We start from the raw sequence: 24,635 nt of genomic DNA on the forward strand, positions 1-24,635 counted from the left end.
TCTGCTAAAAATTTTTAATTCACAGAAGTTTGATTATACGTGTTTTACCGGACTAAGAAAAAACAAATAAAAAAAAGATGAAAATAATTCTGTACATCATAAAAAAGGAGTTTAAGCAAATCTTTAGAAATAAAGGTATGTTACCCATCATTTTTATTTTACCAATTCTGCAATTAGTTATCTTGTCTAATGCCGCTACCTATGAAATAAAAAATATAACATTTGGTTATGTAGATTTAGACAATACTAAAACATCAAGAGGTTTGATAGAAAAGTTTGAGGCCTCTAATTATTTTAATATTTCCAACAGATTTTCTTCTGAAAAAGAAGCTTCTAACAATTTGCTAAAGGGTGCAATAGATGCTTACATTTATATACCGAACTATTTTGAACGCGATTTACAGAAACATAAAATCAATTCGGTTGGTGTATATGTAGATGCTATAGATGGTGCTGCAGCAGGTGTCATTAATGTATATATCACGCAGATTATTCAGAACTACAGCAGAACTATTACAGCAGATTTTATTCAGGTTTCCGATGCCGTTCAAAAACCCAATATCGTAGATAGTATACCTTTATTTTGGTACAATCAAACGTTAAATTACAAAACATTCATGGTACCTGGTATTTTAGTTTTATTGGTTACAATGATTACGCTGTTTTTGTCAGGCATGAACATCGTTAGAGAAAAAGAAATTGGAACATTGGAGCAAATTAATGTAACACCTATAAAAAAACACCAATTTATAATAGGTAAGCTATTTCCTTTTTGGGTGATAGGAATGGGGCTCTTAACTATTGGTTTGATATTGGCAAAAATAATATTTAATGTTCCTTTTGTAGGGAACCTAGTACTGCTCTATGGCTACACCTCAGTCTATATTTTAGTCGTTTTAGGCATGGGCTTATTCATCTCAAATTTTACCGATACCCAACAACAAGCAATGTTTATTGCTTGGTTTTTTATCGTTATTTTTATATTGATGAGTGGATTGTTTACGCCCATTGAAAGTATGCCACAATGGGCCCAATGGCTAACAGAATTTAATCCTATTAGATATTTTGTCGAAATTATTAGGATGTTGATGCTTAAGGGTTCAGGTTTTATGGATATTTTACCATTAGCCTTAAAAACGCTGGCTTATGCTGTTGTAATGAATGCACTGGCCGTTTGGAGTTATAAGAAAACTATCTAGGAGATTTTAAATATTTTTCAATGTCTAGTGCCTGTAGCTCTTAACTATTGCTTCATATGTTGCCAGGGAAGGGGTTAAAATCTCATAATATTGTGTTGATTACTTGATTTAAATGGGTTTTCTAAAATTAATGACACTGAATGTCTCCCGAAACCAATTCAACAACGGGAGTTGGTGAGATATACGGAATTCCAAGCCCCAAACCTCTTAAAATAAACAAGGCACCGATTATTACCACAAAAACAGGAATGGCCTTTTGAATGCGTTGCTTGATGGTACTGTTTAAAAACTTACCTAAATATATGGCAGCTGTCATTAGCGGAATGGTTCCTAATCCAAATAAAATCATATACAAACTACCTTCGGCATAACTACCCATGGCAATGGCCCCAAAAACTGCCATATACACCAATCCGCAAGGTAAAAATCCGTTTAAAAAGCCTATGGTTAAAAACGTATCGGCTGTTTTTTTGTGAAGTGCTTGTCCGAGACTTTTCTTGATGTAGCCTACTGCTTTATAAATAGGTTGTGAAAGATTGAACTTGCTAAGCCATTTATAGGGTAATAACACCAATACAATCATTACAATACCGATGATAATGGATAACTGCTGTTGCATTCCAAATATATAAAGGCTTTTACCAATTAATCCAAAAACCAATCCAATCATAGCATAGGCCAAAAGCCTCCCAATATGGTACATGCTTATTTGGGTGATTTTTTTAAAGGAATTGCTTCGGTCTACCGGCAACATAAATGCGATGGGTCCACACATACCAACGCAGTGCAAACTTCCAAGTAATCCTAATATAAAAGCCGAATACAGCATTAATTGTTTAAAAATTTAAATCTATTTAGTTCTTCACGATGGTTGTTCTAACCTCGCACTTCTAATATTTAATATCTAAAATCTAATATGTGATGTCTTCTTTAAATAAATACTCAACATCGTCATATTCCCATTCCACAGAAAGGTTCCAACGACCATCCAATAAACGATTGTCAGGTATGAGCAATGTGTGGTTAGACAGTGTAATAGGCATTTCAAAGTCTAAATGTTTATTAGATGGTCTATATAGGAACACTTTACCTTTAATATCTTTAATTTTTAATGACTGAGGAAATGTGATAAGCATACCTTCGGGAGTCTTTTTCCAGGTTACTTGCTCATCTAATTTTTTGGCATTGATTTCTTTGTCTATCGATTGCTGAAAAATTAATTCCTTTTGATAATAGTTTTCTGTTACCAAATCATGATCGTATTTTTTATTGGTCATCATGCTGATAACAAAGTACATAATAAACGCTATAAACGCTATAAATGCAAGTACAATGGCAGTTCCCCAATTAATTTTCATCTTCTTAATTTTTAATAACTTCTTGGTCCGAGGAAGTTCACCTCGGTCGTTTCAATTAGCTTGTCGTTAGAATATACATCGATGGTGAGCTTGTTTTTATCACCTTTTAATAATTTTTTATCTAATTCTATAAATAAAGTGCCTTCAGCAGCATTTTCAGCAGGTATAAAAAGCTGATCGTTGTCGTGGGCCACCAATTTAATGGTACCTTCAACGCCTCTAATTTTCATACTCACGTTTTCTAAATCGTTGATAGTTTTATTCAACAAACTATAGGTAAATACATTGCTAACAATATTGTTCTCTTTGTATTCGTAACGTTGGCCCGGAAGTCTTAATATTTTGGCTTCCACATCGTTTCTAAGTGCTAACATACCCAACAACACGCCAATTAAAATGGTAAGTACAGCCAGGTAACCTTTCATTCTCGCAGTTAACCTGAACTTTTCTTTCTTCTCGATTTCTTCTTCACTGGCATATCTAATGAGTCCTTTTGGTAAGCCAACTTTATCCATAATATTATCACACTCGTCTATGCATGCGGTACAATTCACACATTCTAACTGAGTGCCATTTCTTATATCGATTCCGGTAGGGCAAACGTGCACACATTGAAAACAATCAATACAATCGCCATGACCCAGTGCCGTTCTATCTTCGTTGTTACGCCATTTCTTGCGACCGTTTTCTGCTTCACCACGCTTGTGATCGTAGGCTACAACTATAGATTTATTGTCAAGTAGAACGCCTTGTAGTCTGCCATACGGACAAGCAATAATGCATACCTGTTCTCTAAACCAGGCGAATATAAAGTAGAATACACCTGTGAAAATAACCAACGGAATTAGGGTTGATACATGCTCGAAAGGTCCTTCAATGATATAGCGAATCAGCTTGTCGCTTCCTATTAAGTAGGCCAGAAAAATATTTGAAATTAAAAATGAAATGAACAAAAAGATGAGCCATTTTGTAACGCGTTTTTTTATTTTTTCGGCATCCCATTTTTGTCGGTCCAGCTTCATTTGTTTGTTGCGGTCGCCATCAATCCAGTATTCAATTCGTCTGAATACCATTTCCATAAAAATGGTTTGCGGACAAATCCATCCGCAAAAAATTCTGCCAAATCCAACGGTAAATAGTGTGATGAATATCACACCTATGATCATTGAAATTACAAAGAGGTGAAAATCTTGAGGCCAGAACGGCATTCCAAAAATGTTAAAACGTCTTTCGAGTACGTTAAACATTAAAAATTGATTGCCATTGACTTTGATAAACGGACTGAGAAATAAGAAAGCCAGCAAGAAATAGCTCACCAGCTTTCTTTTTTCCCATAGTGGCCCCGAAGGTTTTTTAGGATAAACCCATCGACGTTTGCCTTCCGCTGTTACGGTAGCAATTGAATCTCTAAAAACTTCGTTATCGGGGGTTTCCATAATATTGTAAGGTAATTACCTAATTTATCTAATCTTACTATTCTTCACTTGATACCAAGTCAGTAGTTTCTTCTTCGACATTGGTTTCAGTTTCTGCTTCATTACTACCATTGGGTTGTTCTTGTAATTCTTCTGTAGCCTCTAGTTCTCCTTCCGGTGCTTTTGGATTGGCAGGTGTTGTACCTACAAATTGTAACACATAACTGGCAACCTGAGCCATTTCAATTGGCTTTAATTCGGTTTTCCACGGCACCATTCCTTTCCCTGATCGTCCGCCTTCAGAAATGGTATTGAAAGTATTTTTGATACCACCACCCAAAATAAAGTAATTGTCTGTTAAATTCGGACCAATACCACCGCCACCATCGGCCATGTGGCAAACAGCACAGTTGGTTTCAAATATTTTTTTACCGGCATTTAAGTCTGATGCCTCGGTTAAAAGTTCAACTGTGTTAACATCAACTAAATCTTTATTTGCCTTTTTGTATTCTTCAATCGCGGCATTGGCCATAGCATATTCTTTTTCTAGCTCTACAAATTGATCGTCTGCATTGAAAATGTGATATCGCGCCATATAAACCACGGCAAATACAATGGTAATGTAGAAACCGTAAACCCACCACGGTGGTAACGAGTTATCTAATTCTTTAATACCATCGTAATTGTGGTCCAGAATAATTTCGCCTTCGGCTTCAATGGGTTTATTTCCGGTTAATTTTTTGTATAAATTTTTAATCCAAGTGAATTTTACTTCGCTTTTTTGAGATGCCAAGTATCGTTCTTTAGAGGCCTCATCTAAGCTTTGAAATAATATATTTTCGATTGAAGAAACAATGCCTTCAATGGCGATGAGTACAAAAAGTACAAACAATAGGAATAACAATACTACAGGCTGTTCCATAAAGGCCGGTTGATTTCCTGTTGATGGTACAAAATACTCTACGAGTCCGGCAATGATGAAAAATAGTACCGGTATTCTGATGTATGATGGAAGCAGTTTTCTCATAATAAGTCGTTATTTTGGTTGTCTAGGTTGTCGTTGTCTAACGGAATATTGCTCACGTTGTTGATGTAGTCCTTTTTTGCGGTGATCACCCAATAAAAGAGTATTACAAAAAAGGTAAAGAAAATTAGCATCGATATAATCGGGTAGATTTCAATACCGCTGATGCTGTCCATATGGTTTTTTACAAATTTTAACATGGCTAATTAGTTTTGAGCGGTTTTACTTTCAGTATCCGGTGTTTTTATATCGGTTCCTAATCGTTGTAAATAAGCAATTAGTGCCACGATTTCTCTGTTTTTCATTTCAACAAAGTCTTCACCTCCTGCGGCTTTATCAGCTTCGTAATTGGCTGCAAAATCAGGATCTGTGTAAAGGTTTTGTTCAATTTGAGTACCTTGCTCAAGCATATGTGCTTGTGCATTGGCAATTTCTTCTTCGGTATATGGTACACCTAATTTCACCATCACCTCCATTTTTTTCTCTGTTTGAGATTTATCCAATTCATCGGTTATAAGCCATTGATAGGCTGGCATAATAGACTCGTTATTCATGGCTTGCGGATCGTACATGTGGTTAAAGTGCCAGCTGTCGTTGTACTTACCGCCAATTCGGTGTAAGTCTGGTCCGGTACGCTTACTTCCCCAAAGGAATGGGTGATCATAAACAAATTCGCCTGCTTTAGAGTATTCACCATAACGCTCAACCTCGCTTCTAAATGGTCTAATCATTTGAGAGTGGCAACCCACGCAGCCTTCACGTATGTATAGGTCTCTACCTTCAAGTTCAAGAGGTGTGTATGGTTTTACACTGCTAATGGTTGGAATATTAGATTCTACCACTAATGTTGGAATAATTTGAACAATACCACCAATTAAAATGGCTATGGTAGCATAGATGGTTAAGAGTATAGGTTTACGCTCTAACCATGTGTGCCAGCCTTCGCCGGCAACTCTACTTTTGGAAACACGCTGTAGGGCAGGAGCTTCGGCTAATTCGTCGGTAACGGCACTACCATTTTTAATGGTAAGAATGATATTGTAAACCAACACTAACATACCGGTTACATACAAGGTGCCACCAATGGCGCGCATCCAGTACATTGGCATAATTTCGGTAACGGTGTATAAAAAGTTACCGTATACTAAAGTACCATCAGGATTGAAGTCTTTCCATAAACTGGCTTGTGTAAAACCTGCAACGTACAGCGGTAAGGCATACAGAATAATCCCTAGAGTACCAATCCAGAAATGGAAATTGGCCAATCCGATAGAATGCAATTTGGTTTTAAATAATCTGGGGATTAACCAGTAAATCATACCAAAGGCCAGAAAGCCGTTCCACGCTAAGGCACCAACGTGTACGTGTGCAATAATCCAGTCCGTAAAGTGCGCAATGGCATTGACGTTTTTAAGAGATAGCATCGGACCTTCAAAAGTGGCCATACCATAACCGGTAATGGCTACTACCATAAATTTTAAAACGGGATCCACACGAACTTTATCCCAGGCACCGCGTAGGGTTAATAAACCGTTAATCATACCACCCCAAGATGGTGCAATTAACATTACCGAGAACGCCACACCTAAGTGTTGTGCCCATTCGGGTAAAGCGGTGTAAAGTAAATGGTGAGGACCAGCCCAGATGTATATAAATATCAGCGACCAGAAATGCACAATAGACAAACGATAGGAGTATACCGGTCTGTTAGCCGCTTTAGGCACAAAGTAATACATTAAACCCAAAAATGGTGTAGTTAGGAAAAATGCCACGGCATTATGTCCGTACCACCATTGCACTAAGGCGTCTTGTACACCGGCATAAACCGAGTAGCTCTTTAAGCCACTTACCGGTAATGCTAAACTATTAAAAATGTGTAATACAGCTACGGTTACAAAAGTGGCGATGTAAAACCAGATGGCCACATATAAGTGACGTTGACGACGTTTTAATATGGTGCCTATCATGTTAACCCCAAAAGCAACCCAAATAAGAGCGATGGCAATATCAAAAGGCCACTCAAGTTCAGCGTATTCTTTAGAAGATGTGAAACCGAGCGGTAGTGTCAATGCAGCACCTACGATAATGAGCTGCCAACCCCAAAAGTTTATGCTACTCAACAAATCGCTGTACATACGCGCTTTGAGTAATCTTTGCAATGAGTAGTAAACCCCTGCAAAAATGGCATTACCAACAAAGGCAAAAATTACCGCATTGGTGTGTAATGGTCTCAATCGGCCAAAGCTAAGCCAAGAAACGCCATCGGTTAGATTGGGAAACAAAAACAGGAATGCCAGTAAAAGTCCTACCAGCATACCTACAACTCCCCAAAGAATGGTGGCGTATAAAAAATTCTTTACGATTTTGTTATCGTAGTAAAATTGCTGCATTTCCATATTTTATATAATTAGTCTGTTTTGGTTATTATTTTTGATGATTCTTTTGTTTTCTTTTTGACCACTTCATCTTCAAACAGCATTCTTACCGATGGCGTATAACTATCGTCGTACTGACCCTTTCTCACTGCTATAACAAAAGCCGCAAAAAAGAAAATGGCCACAACAACACTTACTGCCAATAAAATATAAATAACACTCATACCTCTATAATGTTGAGCCAAAAATAGTTTTGATGTAAGCTTCGCAAAATGATAATGGTCATGTTTGATAAATTTATATCGTTTTTATGGCGTCTGTTTTTAATTTCTTTCCAACAATATTCGTGCAAACCGTTGTAAATGCAACGATAGTAATAGAACTCAATGGCATTAAAATAGCGGCAATTACCGGTGATAATTGTCCGGTTACTGCAAAATACAATCCCACGGCATTGTACATAAACGAGAGTACAAAAGCCCATTTAATAATTTTAATGGCTTGTTGACTCATGTTGAAATAGCCGTGTAATTGGTTAAATTTACTCGCATCTAAAATGGCATCGCAAGCCGGAGAAAACACATTGACATTTTCTGAAATGGCAATACCAACATCGCTTTGTGCCAGTGCGCCGGCATCGTTTAAGCCATCGCCAATCATAGCAATGGTTTGTCCTTCGCTTTGATGATAGGCAATGTATTGTAACTTGTCGTCTGGTTTTTGATTGAATAGGAGCTTGGTTTTTGGCGGTAACAATTTTTGAAGGTTCTCGATTTCGCCTTCATTGTCACCCGATAAGATGGTTAAATCAAACTTTGATTTAAGTTGATTGAACAGCTTTGAAAGTCCTTTGCGGTATTGGTTGTAAAAGGTGAATTTTCCTTTGTAGGCATTATTACTGCTCACATGAACTGTGGTGTTAAGCACCGAAGTGTCTTCGCTACCTACATACGAAGCCGAACCGATTTTAATCTCGTTATTAGCGTGTTTGGCCGAAATACCTTTGCCAATATCTTCTCGATAGTCGTCTAAGGTGATGATGTTTTCAGATTGAAGCAGGTTGTATAAGCTTCTGCTTAAAGGGTGATTTGAATTGCGAAGTGAACTTCTTAATAAGTTAGATTCATCTTCGTTTAAAGGCATGCCTTCATAAGTGGCTTCAGCAGATGCATTGGAGGTGATGGTGCCCGTTTTATCGAAAATAATGCTGTCGATTTTTGCCATGCGTTCTATAACCGAAGCATTTTTTAAATAGAATTTATCCTTTCCAAAAATGCGCAACACATTGCCTAAGGTGAATGGTGCCGCCAGAGCGATGGCACACGGACAAGCAATGATCAATACTGCGGTAAACACGTTCATGGCTTTACCTGGGTCTGCAAATAGCCAATAAGTGGTGGCAATTACGGCGATGCTTAATACATATATGGTAAACTGTTTACTAATGCTGTTGGTAAGTGTTGTAAACCCGCTTTCTTTGTTTTTGGCGAATACATCATTGCTCCATAATTGGGTAAGGTAGCTTTGCTCAACGGCTTTTAGGGCTTCCATTTCGATGCTGCCCTGAGTTTGTTTACCGCCTGCAAAGAGTTTATCGCCCGACTGTTTTCTCACCACGCGCGATTCGCCGGTTACAAAGCTGTAGTCTAAATGCGCTTTACCACTAATTAAAATGCCGTCAACCGGAATTAACTCCTGATTTCTTATCAGCAAACGGTCACCTTCTTTAATGTCGTAAACCTGAATGGGTATTTCGGTTCGATCTTTACTAATTTTGGTAACGGCAATAGGGAAGTAACTCTTGTAATTGCGTTCGAATGATAAAAAGGAATAAGTTTTCTGCTGAAAGAATTTACCAAGCAATAAAAAGAAGATCAATCCTGTAAAACTGTCAAAAAAGCCGGAACCTAAATCGAAAGCAATTTCGATGGTACTTCTAAAAAACAAGACGAAGGCACCGAGCGCAATAGGCACATCGATATTTAAAATTTTAGCGCGTAATCCTTTATAAGCCGAAATAAAATAATCTTGTGCTGCATATAGTAACACAGGCACAGAATAAGCAAACATCAACCATCTAAACAAATGTTTGTATTGGTCTAGCCAGTATTCATCGACTTCAAAGTACTCCGGAAACGATAAAAACATCACATTCCCGAAGGCAAATCCAGCCACGCCTAATTTATAGATGAGCGACCTGTTAACTTGTTGTGCGCTTTTACCAAAATCGTCTAAGCTAATGTAAGGTTCGTAACCAATATTACTGAGTAATATAACCACTTGCTTTAAATTGGTGGCTTGCGGATTGTAGCTAACCCTGACGGTTTTTTTATTAAAATTCACCTGAGATTCGGTGATACCCGGTTGTAGTTTATTGAGGTTTTCCAGCACCCAAATACAGGCACTACAATGTATATGTGGAATGTATAAAGTGGCAATTTCAAGCGTTTCGTCTCTAAATTCTAAGAGTTTATTTAAGATGTTGTCTTGCGCCAAAAAATCGAACTTACCTTCAATATCCTGAGGTGTTGCGCCGGGCGCTTGCTGCATATCGTAATAGCAACTTAAGTCGTTTTCAGAGAAAATTTCGTAAACTGTTTTGCAGCCATTGCAGCAAAATGACTTGTCGTCATACTGAATGCTGTCTTCTTTACACGCATCGCCACAGTGATAACACGTTGATGTACTCATACCTATAATTGCTCAAATACCTGAAGGCAAAGATGGGTAGCTCATATTTTTTAAACTATGATTTTGGTCAGTTTGGGTTTTTTAGCTCACTGATAGCACGGATTTACACAGATTTTAACTGATAAAAAAATCTTTACCATTAAGCATTTATAAGCTCTGCGAGACTCTGTGTATCCTCTGCGAAGCTTTGTGATATAGCTGTACCGCAAAGTTTCGCGAAGAAGCCGCAAAGCTCGCGAAGACATTCGTATCTAAAAATAATCAGTGCACATCTGAGTAATCTGTGAGAAAAAAAATATAGCAGATATCTCAAAACGTAGCAGAACAAATTAGTGATAATTCGTGCAACTTGTACCCAAGGCACTTGGTGGATTAGTGTCTAAAAAAAGACACCCCGAAAGGTGCCTTATGACATCATTATATAGATTAAAATTTATTCCGCCTTAATCTCTCCAGACTTCATGTCACCATCGGGTGTGGGTTGGTCTGCCTTTAGATATTTGTCTAAAAACTGAACAATTCGGCTATAGGCTTCTATCTGATTTTCTTTTTTTACAAAACCGTGACCTTCGTCTTCAAATAATACATATTCAACCGGTACCCCGTTGGCTCTCACACCTGCCACAATCTCATCAGATTCTACCTGCAATACCCTTGGGTCTGTAGCACCTTGAAGTACCATCAACGGTTTGGTGACTTTTTCGGTGTGGAATAGGGGTGAAATGCGCTTTAGCCTTACCGAATCTGCCGAGTAAGGATCGCCCAACTCCAGATACAAGGCCTTGCGCTGTGCTTCCCAGTAAGGCGGAATACTTTTTAAGGTTCTAATCCAGTTGGTAACACCGTAAATGTTAACGCCTACAGCAAACTCTTCCGGCGTATAAGTCAATCCGGCCATGGTCATGTAACCACCGTACGAACCACCCATAATACCAATCTTATCGGGATCTATTTCAGGTTGTGTTTTTAGCCAGTTTTTACCTTCCACGCAGTCTTGTAAATCTTTTTCACCGTGGTTGAGATCGTCCATTTGGTAAAAAGTTTTTCCGTAACCGCTACTGCCACGGTTATTTACTGCTAAAACAGCATAGCCTTGATTGAGCATATACTGCATCAAAGGATTGTAATTCTGACGTGTTTGTCCACCCGGACCACCGTGCACCCAAATCATTGCCGGTACTTTATTGTCGGCAGAGGCTTGGTGCGGTAAATAGTAAATAGCCGGAACTTCAACACCGTCAAACGATTTAAATCTCACAACGGTGGCCGTTACCATATCTTCTGGATTGATGGCTTCGTTTAAAACGTGGGTCAATCTGTATTGTGTTTCGGTTGGGATGTGGTAGGTGTACAAATCTGATGGTGTATTTGAGCCACCCACAAACATTCTCATATAGCTTTCGTCTTTTGAAAACCCAATATTGCTAATGCTACTACTGCCAAAGTCGGGCAGTGGTAACTCGTCTCCGGTAAGGTTGTTAATGATTTCAATATCAGTCTTACCGTCGTTATTAACAAAAATACTCATATAAGTACCTTCTTCCGAAATACTGCAGCCCAAAATATCCCAGTTGCGTTCTATCATTTTCTCACTGCTACCGGTTTCCAGTTCGTAGGCCATTAAATATCTAAATTCAGCATCGGCATCTGTGGTATAATACAAATAACTGCTGTCTTTGGAAAAGACTTGCGCGTTATTACCGCTTTCAGAGCTGTTCACTTTTACGGTTTGATTAGTTTTTAAGTTGTGAACAAATAAGTCGCTGTTACTGGTGGTAATGGCTTTGGTGAAGGCCAAATATTGCTCGTCGTCAGACATGGCGTTGAACTGCCAGCCTTCATCATTTTGAAAGATGAGTTTGGTGCTAAAATCGTTAATATTTAATTGGTAGATGTCAAAGTATCTTGGATCGCGTTTATTGGATCCAAAAAAGAAACTTTGTTCGTCTTTTGCCCAACCGTAGAAAGACGATTTGGCGCCCGTTTCAGGCGTTAAATCTGTAATGGTACCGTCGGTATCTATCATGTAAATATGGTTGATTTCATCGCCATTGCCATCGGCACTAAACAAGATTCTGTCGTCTTTTGGAAAGAATGAAATCGCGTAAATAGAGGTGCTGTCTGAAGCCGTTACGGGCGTGAATTCGCCACCTTCAACCGGAATTGTGTACAGATTAAAAATACCGGTTCGGTTGCTTGAAATCAATAATTTAGAATTGTCGTGCGAAAAGCTTCCGCCGTTCACCGCTTCGTTGTCCATAAGTTGCTCAATGGTGTAACTTTCTACAGTCGTAACTTCGTTTTCCGATTGTTTGGGTTCGTTCTTACAGGAAGCCATTAAGGTAATTCCTAATAAGAGATAAATGACTTTGTTCATAATTTAAATGTTTTAGTTGGTTTAAAAGCAGTCACCGATAAGGCTTCCATAGCTTTTTGATATTCAGGCCAATTGCTGTTGTAAAATGCGTTGACCTTTTCAGTGGCATTATTTAAGGCCTCTTTGGCCTGGTCCATCAATCGGGTTTCGGTGTTGGTGATGCCGTTTTGTCTTGAGCGCACGTAACCCGATGCTGTGTAAAGGCGTTGCATGACCGTAACTTCCGGACTACGGGTAATGCCTTGTCTGTCGTCTTGTTTACCTAAAAATACATCAATTAGGGCATCTATTTCTTTAATTGCCTCTGTAGATTTGTCAATGGCGTCTTTGTAGGTGTCTTTATCTAAACTGCTCAGGTCTTTTTTGTATTTCTCTGCGATGGATTTGCTTTCTACCAACTGTTTTACGGCATCGGCAGACAATTGTAGCATGGCTTCCATGTTTTTGGATGCTTCGTAAACTTGGTTGATGGCGTTTTGATTGACATCCAGTCTGGGATCTGTCGCTACGGTTACGGTAGTTTCCGAAGAAACCTCACCATCACTCAACACAGCCTTATATTTACCGGGTTTTACACTCACACCGCCGGGTTCGTTGTTTCTGTTTCGGTTACTTCTTGAAGGTCTGTCTACTCCGGCTTCGTCCATATACCAGGTCCATTTGTAAATACCGGCATCTTTAGGCGCCTTTTGTTTTAAGGTTCTAATGAGTCGGTCGCCATCATAAATTTTCAGAAACAAACTATCGGAAGCTTTTTTAGTATCAGTTGAATCTTTTTTAGCATCAGATTTTTCGGCCTTTGCCTTCGGTTTAAAATAATAGGACAATATAGCACCACCACCGCGGTTATCGCCGGCATACATGGCATCGGCACCAAAACGACTTCCGGTGGGTTGTTGGTAGGCTGCCTGATAAGCTGTAGGCGGGTCAAACAACTGTAAATTGGCATCTAATATTTTTTTGTTTTTAGCTAATTCTCGCAACGGTCTAATATCATCAATCACCCATGCGGCGCGACCAAAGGTACCTATTACCAAATCGTGCTCACGTGGATGTATCACCAAATCAATTACCGGTACGGTCGGGAAACCTTCGGTCCATTTGGTCCAGTTCTCGCCTGCATTGACAGAGTAGTACAAGCCATCATCAGTTCCTAAAAATATAAGGTTGGGTTCTTCTAAATCTTCAACTATGGCGAGGGTAAAACTAATCACGTCACTTTCGTCTACAATGCGTTTCCATGTTTTACCGTAATCTTTGGTGCGGTATGCGTAAGGTGTGTAATTATCTCTTCGGTAGTCGTTTGCTATTAGTAAAGCTTCACCTTTATTTTTGTTAGAAGATTTTATTTGAGCTACCCAACTGCCTTCGGGAAGTCCTTTGATGTTTTTGGTAACATCTACCCAGTTGGTTCCGCCGTTTGTGGTGTAGTGCACTTTGCCATCATCAGTACCTATCCAGATCATGTCTTTTTCAACGGGTGATGGTTCTATCACCAAAATGGTACAGTGGTTTTCGGCACCTGTGGCATCCATGGTTAAGCCACCGCTGTCTCCTTGTTTTTGTTTTTCAGGATCGTTGGTGGTTAAATCGGGTGAAATAATACTCCAGGTGTCACCTTTATTGGTGGATTTGTGTACGAACTGACTTCCGAAGTAAATGGTACTGTTGTCAAACGGATCTATGTTAATGGCCGAATTCCAATTAAATCTCAGTTCCACATTAGCATCAGGATGCGTGGGTTTAACGCCATAATTATTTCCGGTTTCCCAGTCGTATCGCGACACGTTGCCACCTTGGCTCATACTCCAGCCGAAACGCGCATCGTCTCTGTCGGGCACCACGTCAAAACCATCGCCAAAACTAATCTCTTGCCAGTACGAATTTCTAATCCCTTGTGCACGCCATACATAGGCGGGACCGCGCCAGGAGCCGTTGTCTTGCATACCGCCGTAAACGTTATAAGGAATTTCGTTATCTACGTTGATATGATAAAACTGCGCCACAGGAATATTACCGGCAAATCGCCAGCTTTTGCCACCGTCACGCGTTATGTTAAGACCACCATCGTTACCGTCTATCATATAATTGCCATTTTCGGGGTGAATCCACCAGGCGTGGTGATCGGGGTGCACACCGTTATCAACGCCATAAGCCGGCATGAGCATCTCAAAACTTTTGCCACCGTCTTCACTTACATTCACATAGGTAAAAATAGAATAAACACGGTTTTCGTTTTGCGGATCGACATAAATTTCAGAGTAATAAAACGGTCTGTTGCCAAATTGACCCGAATTGCTGTTGACCAGCTTCCAGGTGAAACCACCATCTTCACTGCGGTAGAAACCATTCTTTTTAGCCTCCACAATGGCATAAACAATATTTGGTTTATTGCGTGCTATGGCTATGCCAATTCTACCCAATTCACCTTTAGGCAAACCGTCGTCGGCGGTAATTTGTTTCCAGTTGGAACCGCCATCATGGGTGATGTAGAGCCCTGAACCTTTTCCACCGGAATTAAAAAACCAAGGGTCGCGTTTGTGTTCCCACATAGCGGCAATGAGCTTATTGGGATTTTTAGGATCCATCACTAAATCGGCCACACCGGTTTTGTTATTGACAAACAATATTTGTTGCCAGGTTTTACCGCCATCGGTAGTTTTGTAAACACCACGCTCGGTATGTTCGCCCCAAGGTGAACCAATGGCGCCCACATACACCACATCGGGGTTGGTTGGGTCGATTACAATACGGTGAATGTGTCTTGTTTTTTCAAGTCCCATAGGTATCCAGGATTTTCCGGCATCTAAAGACTTGTAAATGCCATAGCCGCCATTAAGACTGTTTCGTGGATTCCCTTCACCGGTACCAACCCAAATCACACTTGGGTTAGATTGTTGTATGGCAACTGCACCGATAGAAGCGGTGACTTCTTTATCGAAAATTGGTGTCCATGCAATGCCGCCCGATTGCGATTTCCACAGTCCGCCGGATGCGGTTCCGGCATAAATGATATCAGGATTTGAATGTACCGCATCTATTGCGGTGACCCGACCCGACATACCACCCGGACCAATATTTCGGGGTGTCATGTTTTTAAGTAGTTCTTGCGGAATGGTTTGCGCTGATAGTGTTATGGTGATAAAAAACACCAGGAGGAGTTGAATGCGTTTCATTTTAAAAAGTTAGTTAATTAGTCCGTGAATTTATGAAATTAATGTCATTTTAATTCTTAATCTCATGTTAATACATCTTGATTTCGCTCTTAAAAAATAGTACTTTTACATTGCTATGAATTACAACCAAAAAACTTCGGGTTTTGTTTTTAAACCTTATGAGGCGCCCAACTTATCGCCTTTTGATAAGTTGTTCGAAATCTTTACGGAACTCATCACTTACACTTCGGGAGATTTTGATGAGGCTATTGACTGGCTTAAGCAGTTAGACAAGGAGTACAAACTCACCACTCCCGATTATACCATCGAAGATTTTATTGAAGATTTAAAAAATAAAGGCTACATCCGCGAAGAAATCAAACCCGATGGCAAAGGTGAATTGGGTATTACGGCTAAAACCGAGCAAGCCATTAGAAAACAAGCGCTCAACCATATCTTCGGAAAAATAAAACGGAGCGGCTCGGGCAATCACCGCAGTAAGCAATCGGGCGTAGGCGATGAGCACACAGGCGAGTTTAGAAACTACCAGTTTGGCGATGCTATTGAAAAGGTAAACATTACCGAAAGCCTGCGCAACGCACAAATTAATAACGGCATTGGCGACTTCACCATAAGCGAAGACGATTTGGTGGTGGAAGATACGCTGCATAAATCGCAAATGAGCACGGTGTTAATGATCGACATTAGCCATAGTATGATTCTCTACGGCGAAGACCGCATCACACCCGCTAAGAAGGTAGCCATGGCACTGGCCGAACTTATTACCACGCGTTACCCCAAAGATACACTCGATATTTTGGTATTTGGTAATGATGCCTGGCGTATTGATATCAAGGATTTACCGTACCTCAATGTGGGTCCGTATCATACCAACACGGTTGCCGGATTGGAATTGGCCTTAGATTTACTGAGACGTAAACGCAACACCAACAAGCAAATTTTTATGATCACCGACGGCAAGCCCAGTTGCCTGCGTATGCCCGACGGACAGTACTATAAAAACAGCAACGGATTAGACAGCTACATCACCAATAAATGCTATGCCATGGCGCAACAAGCCAGAAGATTGCATGTGCCTATCACCACTTTTATGATTGCACAAGACCCTTACTTAATGCAGTTTGTACGCGCTTTCACAGAAGCTAATAAAGGCAAGGCCTTTTACACGGGTTTAAAAGGTTTGGGCGAAATGATTTTTGAAGATTATGAGACGAATAGGAGAAAGAGGATTAGGTAGTTTTTAGTTTTGAGTTCAGAGTTCGGAGTTTTTGGTTGTGAGAATGGAGAATAGAAAATAGAAAATAGAGAAGAGAAAAGAGAAAATAGACTATAGAAAAAATGACAATAAAAAATATTTCAACATTAGGTCAGTTAAAAGCTGCAGGCTATCAAAGCAAATCTATTAAAGATGAATTGCGCGATAATTTAATTGAAAAAATTAAAAGTAAATCCACCGTTTTTGAAGGCGTACACGGTTACGAAAACACAGTCATACCAGAGTTGGAACGCGCCATTTTATCTAGACATAATATCAACTTATTAGGTTTGAGAGGTCAGGCTAAGACCCGATTGGCAAGGTTGATGGTGCAATTGTTGGACGAATACATTCCCGTAGTTGAAGGGTCTGAGATTAATGACGACCCCATGCAACCCATTTCCAGATATGCTAAAACATTGATTGTAGAAAAAGGCGACGATACACCTATTTACTGGTTACATCGCAATGAGCGCTTTGCCGAAAAACTGGCCACTCCTGACGTCACCGTAGCCGATTTAATTGGTGATGTTGACCCGATAAAAGCGGCGAATTTAAAACTGAGTTATGCCGATGATCGGGTGATTCACTACGGAATGATTCCACGGGCGAACCGCTGCATATTTGTCATTAACGAGTTACCCGATTTACAAGCGAGAATTCAGGTGGCCTTGTTTAATATTTTACAGGAAGGCGATGTGCAAATCAGAGGTTTTAAATTGCGATTACCTTTAGATATTCAGTTTGTGTTTACTGCTAACCCCGAAGATTATACCAATCGCGGCAGTATTGTAACGCCGCTAAAAGACAGAATTGGGTCGCAAATATTAACCCATTATCCCGAAAATATCGAAGTGGCCAAGCGCATCACCCAGCAAGAGGCTAAAATTAATGAGGCACAAAGCAGTTTGGTAACAATTCCTGAATTGGCAAAAGAACTATTAGAACAAATAGGTTTTGAAGCCCGAAAGAGCGAATACATCGATTTAAAAAGTGGCGTGAGTGCGCGTATGAGCATTACCGCATACGAAAATTTGATTAGTAGTGCCGAGCGTCGCGCTTTAAAGTCGGGAGATGAGCATACCACAGTACGGTTAAGCGATTTTATGGGTGTGATACCTGCCATTACCGGTAAAGTGGAATTGGTTTACGAAGGTGAACAAGAAGGTGCCGATTTTGTAGCGAAGGAATTAATTGAAGCTGCCGTTAAAACTTTATTTAAAAAATATTATCCAAAAGTTGAAAAGCTTAAAAAACAAGAAGAAGAAACGCCTTATGATGAGGTGATCCATTGGTTTTTTAATGGAAGCGGTTTTGAATTGTTAGACGATGTGAACAATGCTACCTACAACGAACAGTTAGAAAGCATCAAGCCACTCGACAAACTCATACAACAACACCAACCCGAAACGGCAGCAAAGGATGTCAATTTCACGAAAGAATTTATTTTGTGGGGCTTGGTAGCCTTTAAGCAATTGAGCAAGTATCGATTTACAGAAGGTGTGCAGTTTCAAGATCCTTATGGAAGTTACATTAATAATTTGAAGTAAGGCTTCTCGATACAATTTTTACTTCGTTGCGCTCCGTAAAAATTAACCTCTTTCAGTAAAAATTAACCTCTTTCGGTGGTCACGCTCGAAGTGGCGATAAATAGATGGTTTTACACGTGTTAGTTTATTCATCGCACAGACTGGCGTAAATCTAATAATTTAACCGTCTTAAGCATGTAGTATGAACTTTCCTTAATATAGTTGGCCGTTTTAAACATTAATTTCGTTGTTAAAAATAGCAAGAGATTTAGGGGGAAAAGTACTTTTCAAATTATTTCATCCGTTTTGACTTCTCCCTAATAATTTCCAGAATAGGTTTATTTTCTAACTTGCTTTCAATCCATGAGAGCATATCGAGATAATAAAATGAACGCTTTTCAAAGGGATGATTTTTCAGTTCCAGTAGTTTGCTGTGTAATTTTTCCAATTCCGGTTTTAACTGGCTGGGGTAAGAGTTGCTAATGGTTTTAATAAAGCTGAGCATCTCTTTTTGAACTTGTTGCAGGTTATCCATTTTTAATAAGTACGAATAGGTACTTTTGATTTGGTATTCCAGTTTCTCGTCAAATGAGGCTTCGTAATGTGTGATAAGATTTAATATTTTAGCAAAACACATCAATTCTTCCTTAACACGCTCTTGCTTATTGTCAATAATATTTTCAAGATATTGGATGGTATTGACATAGTCTTCCAAACCAAAATACAAACAGGCTATTTTGTAGTAAAATACCATCACATGATGGTTGTCTATTCTTTCTGAATTGGCTTCGATAAAATTGAGGATGTCTTCTTTTAAAACAATACCGTTTTCAAAGTCGCAATTCATTAAATGATAATTTAACTTATTGGTATAGATACACAATGAAATCAGTATACTGTTGTTATCGTTTTTGAGAATAAGATCCTCTTCGGTCGTTTTTTCAAAGTCCCGCAGCGCTTTTTTGAACTGTGTTTTGTGGTTGAGCAAAAACGATGCCTCCAGCAAATAGTTAACTCCTTTGATGTACCAAACCGGATTGAACTTAATCATGTGGGGTCTTTCGTAAAACAAATTCACCCACTTAAGTGCGTATTTATAGCAACTCACAAGGTCTTGCGACAAGAAATAATACCATAGATAGGTTTTATATATCCATAATTTTTCTCTAAAACCTAAATCCTTTTGCTTGTACACTGGTAGCGACGCCTGAAAAAACTGCTGTAGCTCCTTTAGTTCATTATGCGTTTTTACGTAACCTTTAACCAGCATGATTTGGTAGAGCTTCAAGGACAAATTTGATAGTTTACTTACAATATCATTTTGAAGACTCACGCGTTTTGATTCTTCAATGAGCTGGTCGGCGCGATCCAAAGAGCTGCGCGTAATGTACTGCGATTCTATTACTTTTTCCAGTTCAATGATTTCGTAGGCAATATTTTTTTCTTCATTGACCAGCGCATATAATTTTACCTTATCGAGTAATTTTAAACTTTGTTTAAAGAGTCCTTTGTGATAGAGAATCGTAGCAAAATCCAACTGTTCTCTAATTTGAACTCTAATGTTCTGATTGGTGGGATGCATTCTTAAACTCACCAAAATCTGCCCGTAAAGGTGATTTTTCAAGTTGGGGAGTTGTACTTTTTTTACAATTTTCGATTTTAAAATGTCTTCTTCCTTGTAGTCCTTCATTTTGTCCAGCAAGTCAAACAGCTGTAAAAATTTAGCCTCTTTATTAACTTCCAATCTATTGGCAAACAATTTAAATTGTCTTTTTTCAGATTTTGAAAGCGATTTAATTAAAGCAAATAAATTGTCTTGATGACTGTTAGACATTGTAATTTATAAAGGGTTAATACATTGTAAATAATTACGTTAACTACAATAAGGGTTCATTAGAAATCGTATAATCAGCACACTCGTGGTTTTATCTGAATTAGTGCTAACCTACCTTCGCGTGTTTAGCAAAGATATTAATTGAATCCATTATGAATAATAATCAAATTCAAATTTTTGATACCACTTTAAGAGATGGCGAGCAAGTTCCTGGTTGTAAGCTTAATAAATCACAAAAGCTCAACATTGCGCAGGCGCTCGACAACCTTGGGGTTGATGTCATCGAGGCAGGATTCCCCATTTCCAGTCCGGGCGATTTTGAAGCAGTAGCTGCCATTGCTAAAGTTGTAAACAACGCTACTGTATGCGGATTAACCCGCGCCAACAAAAAGGATATAGAGGTGGCCGCCAAAGCCCTTGAAAAGGCCAAAAAGCCGAGAATACACACAGGTATCGGTACTTCTGATTCTCATATCAAACACAAGTTTAACGCATCGCGCGAAGAGATCATTGAACGCGCTGTCGAGGCAGTTGCCTATGCCAAATCTTTTGTTGACGACGTGGAGTTTTATGCCGAAGACGCGGGCCGAACTGATAACAACTTTCTGGCCCAAGTTTGCACTGAGGTGATTAAAGCCGGTGCCACCGTGCTCAACATTCCCGATACCACCGGTTACTGCCTGCCCGAAGAATATGGTGCTAAAATTAAATACCTAACGCAGCATGTAGTAGATATTGATAAGGCGATCTTGTCTTGTCATTGTCACAACGATTTAGGACTGGCAACCGCCAATGCCATTGCAGGCGTTAGAAACGGCGCCAGACAAATAGAATGTACCATTAATGGTATAGGTGAACGCGCAGGGAACACGGCATTGGAAGAAGTGGTGATGATCATGAAACAACATCCGTATCTCAATTTAAATACCAATATTAACACCAAAATGCTCAACAACATCAGCCGTTTGGTGTCTGAAAATATGGGTATGCCGGTGCAACCCAACAAGGCTATTGTAGGCAGTAATGCCTTTGCGCATAGCTCAGGAATTCACCAAGATGGTGTTATTAAAAACAGAGAAACTTACGAAATCATCGATCCTGCCGATGTAGGTGTTGCCACATCATCTATTATTCTAACTGCCAGAAGCGGTAGAGCTGCCTTGGCTTACCGCGCCAAAAACATCGGATTTTGCTTAACCAAATTGCAGTTGGATGTGGTGTATCAGGAGTTTCTTTATCTGGCAGACCAACTTAAGGAGGTTAAGGATGACGACCTAAGCCATTTACTTGAAAACAGTAAAATTAATCACTTAGTTTTTTAACATGGGCAAGACACTTTTTGATAAAGTATGGGATAGTCACGTGGTGGAATCCATACCAAACGGACCCGATATTTTATACATAGACAAGCATTTAATTCACGAAGTTACAAGTCCGCAAGCCTTTGCAGAGCTCGAAACCAGAAACATTCCGCTGTTAAGACCCGAACAAATTTTGGCTACAGCCGATCACAACGTGCCAACGGTCAATCAGCATTTACCTATAAAGGATCTGCTTTCGAGACAGCAATTACAGCAGCTCACCGAAAATTGTAAAAAGCATAACATCACATTATACGATTTGGGTCACAAGTACCAGGGCATCGTGCATGTAATGGCTCCTGAGTTAGGCGTTACGCAACCGGGCATGACCATGGTTTGTGGCGATAGTCATACGTCTACGCACGGTGCTTTTGGTACTATTGCTTTTGGGATTGGTACCAGTCAGGTAGCGCAGGTATTTGCAAGTCAGTGTTTAATTTTAAACAAGCCCAAAAGTCTGCGCGTTAACGTTAACGGAAAACTGGCTAAAGGTGTTACACCCAAAGATGTTATTTTGTATATCATATCGCATCTGGGTACCAACTCGGGCACCGGTTATTTCTGCGAATACGCCGGTAATGTCTTTAGAGAGATGTCTATGGAAGGCCGTATGACCGTTTGTAATATGAGTATTGAAATGGGTGCGCGTGGTGGTATGATTGCGCCCGATGAGACGACATTTAGTTACATTAAGGACCGTGAGTTTGCTCCTAAAGGTGAAGCCTTCGAGAAGAAAATAGCCTACTGGAAAACTTTGCCATCCGACGCAGATGCAGTTTTTGATCAGGAATACCATTTCAATGCTGAAGATATTGCGCCAATGATTACCTACGGTACCAATCCCGGTATGGGTATGAAAATAAACGGTACTGTTCCACTAAACAAAGGGGAATCCGATAAAAAAGCACTGGCTTACATGGGATTTGAAGAAGGTCAGTCGCTTATTGGTCAGCCCATCAACTACGTATTCATTGGCAGCTGTACCAACTCTAGAATAGAAGATTTTAGAATGGCGGCCTCTTACATTAAAGGAAAGCAAAAGGCTCCAAACGTCAATGCCTTAATTGTCCCCGGTTCGCAACAGGTGGTGAAGCAAATAGAACAGGAAGGTTTAAGGGAGGTGTTTGAAATGGCCGGTTTTGAGATTCGTCAGCCGGGCTGCTCTGCTTGTTTGGCCATGAACGATGATAAGATTCCTTCCGGCGAATATTGTGTATCTACCTCCAACCGAAATTTTGAAGGCAGACAAGGTCAAGGCTCAAAAACCTTATTGTCCAGTCCGCTCGTAGCAGCTGCCATTGCTGTTGAAGGTAAAATTATAGACATTACTAAATTTCTGAATTAAGATGGAAAAATTTGTGAAACTTACATCAACGGCCGTGCCTTTAAAGGTTGAAAACGTCGATACCGATCAAATTATTCCGGCACGTTTTTTAAAAGTCACCAACAAAATTGGCTTTGGCGAAAACTTGTTCAGAGACTGGAGATACAATCCAAATAATGAGCCTGTGGCGTCTTTTGTGCTGAATGATGACACCTACAGCGGACAAATATTAGTGGTTGGTGATAACTTCGGATGTGGTAGCAGTAGAGAACACGCTGCCTGGGCTTTAACCGATTACGGATTTAAAGTAGTAGTGTCCAGCTATTTTGCTGACATTTTTAAAGGCAATGCCTTGAACAATGGTTTATTGCCATTACAAGTGTCGCCCGAGTTTTTGCAAAAGTTATTTAACGCGATAGATGAAAATCCAAATACAACTTTTACAGTTGATCTAGAATCGCAAACTATTAGTATTGATGGTTCCGGACAACAGTCGGAATTTGATATAGACCCATTTAAAAAAGTTTGTATGCTGAATGGCTACGATGATATTGATTTTTTAATCAGTAAAAAAGATGCCATCGAAACCTTTGAAAAACAAAGACAAACCGAAATAAATTTTTAAAAACGCATTCAATGAATTTAAATATAGCAGTTTTATCAGGTGATGGCATTGGTCCTGAAGTAACCGCCGAGGCACAAAAAGTACTCGATGCCGTTGCCGACAGATTTGGTCATACATTTAATTACAGTCAAGCGCTTGTTGGTGCAGTAGCCATAGATGAATGCAACAATCCTTTACCCGATGAGACCTTGGAACTTTGCAAAGCTTCACAAGCCATATTGTTTGGCGCTATAGGGCATCCCAAATACGACAACAATCCCGACGCCAAAATAAGACCCGAACAGGGCTTACTTAAATTGAGAAAAGAATTAGGATTGTTTACCAATATCAGACCGGTTCAGGCCTTTGATGCCTTGATATCTAAGTCGCCTTTAAAGAAAGACATCATTCAGGGTACCGATTTGGTTATTTATCGCGAGTTAACAGGTGGTATTTATTTTGGAGAAAAGACCCTAAGCGAGGATGGTACCGTAGCATCAGATCTATGCGAATATTCCAAACCCGAAATAGAGCGCGTAGCTCATTTGGCATTTAAAGCGGCGCAACATCGCCGTAAAAAATTGACTCTGGTAGATAAAGCCAATGTATTAGAAACTTCCAGACTCTGGAGAAAAGTGGTCACTGCAATTTCCAAGCAATATCCCGATGTTGAATTAGATTTTCTCTTTGTTGATAACGCCGCCATGCAGGTGATTTTAGCACCTTCGCAATTTGACGTCATCCTCACCGAAAATATGTTTGGTGACATCATTTCAGATGAATGCAGCGTGATTGGTGGTTCTATTGGTTTGTTGGCCTCGGCTTCGGTAGGATCGGGGACGGCCTTATTTGAACCCATTCACGGTTCGTATCCGCAAGCCACAGGAAAAAATATCGCCAATCCGTTGGCCTCTATTTTAAGTGCGGCCATGTTGTTGGAGCATTTCAATCTCATAACCGAAGCTAAAACCGTTCGCGATGCCGTAAACCGCGCCATTTCAGAAGGTGTAGTAACGGTGGATTTAAATAAGGAAACAAACTTCAGCACTTCACAAGTAGGCGATGTCGTGGCAAGTTTTATTCAGAAAAACAAAGAAGTTTTAAATTATTAAT

18 protein-coding genes are annotated in these 24,635 nt (G+C 39.7%); 7 read left to right on the forward strand and 11 right to left on the reverse strand.

Going from position 1 to position 24,635, the window contains the following annotated elements; all coding sequences use genetic code 11:
• Window positions 1-77 precede the first annotated feature (77 nt).
• Window positions 78-1,199, forward strand: a complete 1,122-nt coding sequence (locus tag FJ651_RS11655) for an ABC transporter permease (RefSeq protein ID WP_140990697.1) — start codon at window positions 78-80, stop codon at window positions 1,197-1,199.
• Between the two features lie 127 nt (window positions 1,200-1,326).
• Here the strand turns inward: FJ651_RS11655 and FJ651_RS11660 are convergent, their stop codons facing one another.
• The 10 genes from FJ651_RS11660 to FJ651_RS11705 all read right to left on the reverse strand — a co-directional run bounded on the left by FJ651_RS11660 (window position 1,327) and on the right by FJ651_RS11705 (window position 15,615).
• On the reverse strand, window positions 1,327-2,028 hold the full coding sequence (locus FJ651_RS11660) for a sulfite exporter TauE/SafE family protein (protein ID WP_140990698.1): 702 nt from the start codon (window positions 2,026-2,028) through the stop codon (window positions 1,327-1,329).
• Window positions 2,029-2,110: 82 nt separating this feature from the next.
• Window positions 2,111-2,557: a FixH family protein gene (locus FJ651_RS11665; RefSeq protein ID WP_140990699.1), complete on the reverse strand. Its 447-nt coding sequence runs from the start codon at window positions 2,555-2,557 to the stop codon at window positions 2,111-2,113.
• An 11-nt stretch (window positions 2,558-2,568) separates the two neighbouring features.
• On the reverse strand, window positions 2,569-3,993 hold the full coding sequence (gene ccoG, locus FJ651_RS11670) for a cytochrome c oxidase accessory protein CcoG (protein ID WP_140990700.1): 1,425 nt from the start codon (window positions 3,991-3,993) through the stop codon (window positions 2,569-2,571).
• Between the two features lie 37 nt (window positions 3,994-4,030).
• Complete coding sequence (locus tag FJ651_RS11675; RefSeq protein ID WP_140990701.1) at window positions 4,031-4,999, reverse strand: cbb3-type cytochrome c oxidase N-terminal domain-containing protein; 969 nt, start codon at window positions 4,997-4,999, stop codon at window positions 4,031-4,033.
• Complete coding sequence (locus FJ651_RS11680; RefSeq protein WP_140990702.1) at window positions 4,996-5,196, reverse strand: CcoQ/FixQ family Cbb3-type cytochrome c oxidase assembly chaperone; 201 nt, start codon at window positions 5,194-5,196, stop codon at window positions 4,996-4,998. Before FJ651_RS11680 ends, FJ651_RS11675 begins: the two co-directional genes overlap by 4 nt.
• 6 nt (window positions 5,197-5,202) lie before the next feature.
• Complete coding sequence (gene ccoN, locus FJ651_RS11685) at window positions 5,203-7,392, reverse strand: cytochrome-c oxidase, cbb3-type subunit I (protein ID WP_140990703.1); 2,190 nt, start codon at window positions 7,390-7,392, stop codon at window positions 5,203-5,205.
• Between the two features lie 11 nt (window positions 7,393-7,403).
• A complete protein-coding gene (ccoS, locus tag FJ651_RS11690) occupies window positions 7,404-7,595 on the reverse strand; it encodes a cbb3-type cytochrome oxidase assembly protein CcoS (RefSeq protein WP_140990704.1) in 192 nt (63 codons plus the stop codon).
• A gap of 73 nt (window positions 7,596-7,668) precedes the next feature.
• The gene (locus FJ651_RS11695; RefSeq protein WP_140990705.1) at window positions 7,669-10,062 is read right to left on the reverse strand and encodes a heavy metal translocating P-type ATPase; all 2,394 of its coding nucleotides are present in this window, start codon (window positions 10,060-10,062) and stop codon (window positions 7,669-7,671) included.
• Window positions 10,063-10,495: 433 nt separating this feature from the next.
• Window positions 10,496-12,439 carry a S9 family peptidase gene (locus FJ651_RS11700; protein WP_140990706.1) on the reverse strand — a complete coding sequence of 648 codons (1,944 nt, stop codon included), beginning with the start codon at window positions 12,437-12,439 and terminating at the stop codon, window positions 10,496-10,498.
• Entirely contained in the window at window positions 12,436-15,615 is a 3,180-nt protein-coding gene (locus FJ651_RS11705; RefSeq protein ID WP_140990707.1) for a WD40/YVTN/BNR-like repeat-containing protein, read from the reverse strand. The genes FJ651_RS11700 and FJ651_RS11705 overlap by 4 nt, the downstream gene beginning before the upstream one ends.
• A 115-nt stretch (window positions 15,616-15,730) precedes the next feature.
• Between FJ651_RS11705 and FJ651_RS11710 the strand changes: the two genes are divergently transcribed.
• Both FJ651_RS11710 and FJ651_RS11715 read left to right on the forward strand, forming a co-directional pair.
• Complete coding sequence (locus FJ651_RS11710) at window positions 15,731-16,852, forward strand: vWA domain-containing protein (RefSeq protein ID WP_140990708.1); 1,122 nt, start codon at window positions 15,731-15,733, stop codon at window positions 16,850-16,852.
• A 101-nt stretch (window positions 16,853-16,953) separates the two neighbouring features.
• The gene (locus FJ651_RS11715) at window positions 16,954-18,420 is read left to right on the forward strand and encodes a MoxR family ATPase (protein WP_140990709.1); all 1,467 of its coding nucleotides are present in this window, start codon (window positions 16,954-16,956) and stop codon (window positions 18,418-18,420) included.
• 271 nt (window positions 18,421-18,691) lie between these two features.
• Here the strand turns inward: FJ651_RS11715 and FJ651_RS11720 are convergent, their stop codons facing one another.
• Window positions 18,692-20,233 carry a hypothetical protein gene (locus tag FJ651_RS11720; RefSeq protein ID WP_140990710.1) on the reverse strand — a complete coding sequence of 514 codons (1,542 nt, stop codon included), beginning with the start codon at window positions 20,231-20,233 and terminating at the stop codon, window positions 18,692-18,694.
• 152 nt (window positions 20,234-20,385) lie between these two features.
• Between FJ651_RS11720 and FJ651_RS11725 the strand changes: the two genes are divergently transcribed.
• From FJ651_RS11725 to leuB, 4 genes are read left to right on the forward strand one after another with little or no spacing between them, the layout of a single operon-like run.
• On the forward strand, window positions 20,386-21,555 hold the full coding sequence (locus FJ651_RS11725; RefSeq protein WP_140990711.1) for a 2-isopropylmalate synthase: 1,170 nt from the start codon (window positions 20,386-20,388) through the stop codon (window positions 21,553-21,555).
• Between the two features lies 1 nt (window position 21,556).
• Window positions 21,557-22,939, forward strand: coding sequence for a 3-isopropylmalate dehydratase large subunit (gene leuC / locus FJ651_RS11730; RefSeq protein ID WP_140990712.1), 1,383 nt, complete (start codon window positions 21,557-21,559; stop codon window positions 22,937-22,939).
• A 1-nt stretch (window position 22,940) separates the two neighbouring features.
• Window positions 22,941-23,543 (forward strand): 3-isopropylmalate dehydratase small subunit, encoded by a 603-nt coding sequence (gene leuD, locus FJ651_RS11735; RefSeq protein WP_140990713.1) that lies wholly within the window; start codon window positions 22,941-22,943, stop codon window positions 23,541-23,543.
• An 11-nt stretch (window positions 23,544-23,554) separates the two neighbouring features.
• Window positions 23,555-24,634 carry a 3-isopropylmalate dehydrogenase gene (leuB, locus tag FJ651_RS11740; RefSeq protein WP_140990714.1) on the forward strand — a complete coding sequence of 360 codons (1,080 nt, stop codon included), beginning with the start codon at window positions 23,555-23,557 and terminating at the stop codon, window positions 24,632-24,634.
• Window position 24,635: the final 1 nt, after the last annotated feature.

The organism is Paucihalobacter ruber, assembly GCF_006494535.1.
Lineage (GTDB): Bacteria > Bacteroidota > Bacteroidia > Flavobacteriales > Flavobacteriaceae > Paucihalobacter > Paucihalobacter ruber.

Excerpts from the sequence above, each read along its gene's own strand:
- leuC (WP_140990712.1), top strand. The coding sequence starts at position 21,557 with ATGGGCAAGACACTTTTTGATAAAGTATGGGATAGTCACGTGGTGGAA.
- FJ651_RS11720 (WP_140990710.1), bottom strand. The coding sequence starts at position 20,233 with ATGTCTAACAGTCATCAAGACAATTTATTTGCTTTAATTAAATCGCTT.
- FJ651_RS11715 (WP_140990709.1), top strand. The coding sequence starts at position 16,954 with ATGACAATAAAAAATATTTCAACATTAGGTCAGTTAAAAGCTGCAGGC.
- leuB (WP_140990714.1), top strand. The coding sequence starts at position 23,555 with ATGAATTTAAATATAGCAGTTTTATCAGGTGATGGCATTGGTCCTGAA.
- FJ651_RS11675 (WP_140990701.1), bottom strand. The coding sequence starts at position 4,999 with ATGAGAAAACTGCTTCCATCATACATCAGAATACCGGTACTATTTTTC.
- ccoN (WP_140990703.1), bottom strand. The coding sequence starts at position 7,392 with ATGGAAATGCAGCAATTTTACTACGATAACAAAATCGTAAAGAATTTT.
- FJ651_RS11700 (WP_140990706.1), bottom strand. The coding sequence starts at position 12,439 with ATGAACAAAGTCATTTATCTCTTATTAGGAATTACCTTAATGGCTTCC.
- ccoG (WP_140990700.1), bottom strand. The coding sequence starts at position 3,993 with ATGGAAACCCCCGATAACGAAGTTTTTAGAGATTCAATTGCTACCGTA.
- FJ651_RS11655 (WP_140990697.1), top strand. The coding sequence starts at position 78 with ATGAAAATAATTCTGTACATCATAAAAAAGGAGTTTAAGCAAATCTTT.
- ccoS (WP_140990704.1), bottom strand. The coding sequence starts at position 7,595 with ATGAGTGTTATTTATATTTTATTGGCAGTAAGTGTTGTTGTGGCCATT.
- FJ651_RS11725 (WP_140990711.1), top strand. The coding sequence starts at position 20,386 with ATGAATAATAATCAAATTCAAATTTTTGATACCACTTTAAGAGATGGC.
- FJ651_RS11660 (WP_140990698.1), bottom strand. The coding sequence starts at position 2,028 with ATGCTGTATTCGGCTTTTATATTAGGATTACTTGGAAGTTTGCACTGC.
- FJ651_RS11710 (WP_140990708.1), top strand. The coding sequence starts at position 15,731 with ATGAATTACAACCAAAAAACTTCGGGTTTTGTTTTTAAACCTTATGAG.
- FJ651_RS11680 (WP_140990702.1), bottom strand. The coding sequence starts at position 5,196 with ATGTTAAAATTTGTAAAAAACCATATGGACAGCATCAGCGGTATTGAA.
- FJ651_RS11695 (WP_140990705.1), bottom strand. The coding sequence starts at position 10,062 with ATGAGTACATCAACGTGTTATCACTGTGGCGATGCGTGTAAAGAAGAC.
- FJ651_RS11705 (WP_140990707.1), bottom strand. The coding sequence starts at position 15,615 with ATGAAACGCATTCAACTCCTCCTGGTGTTTTTTATCACCATAACACTA.
- leuD (WP_140990713.1), top strand. The coding sequence starts at position 22,941 with ATGGAAAAATTTGTGAAACTTACATCAACGGCCGTGCCTTTAAAGGTT.
- FJ651_RS11665 (WP_140990699.1), bottom strand. The coding sequence starts at position 2,557 with ATGAAAATTAATTGGGGAACTGCCATTGTACTTGCATTTATAGCGTTT.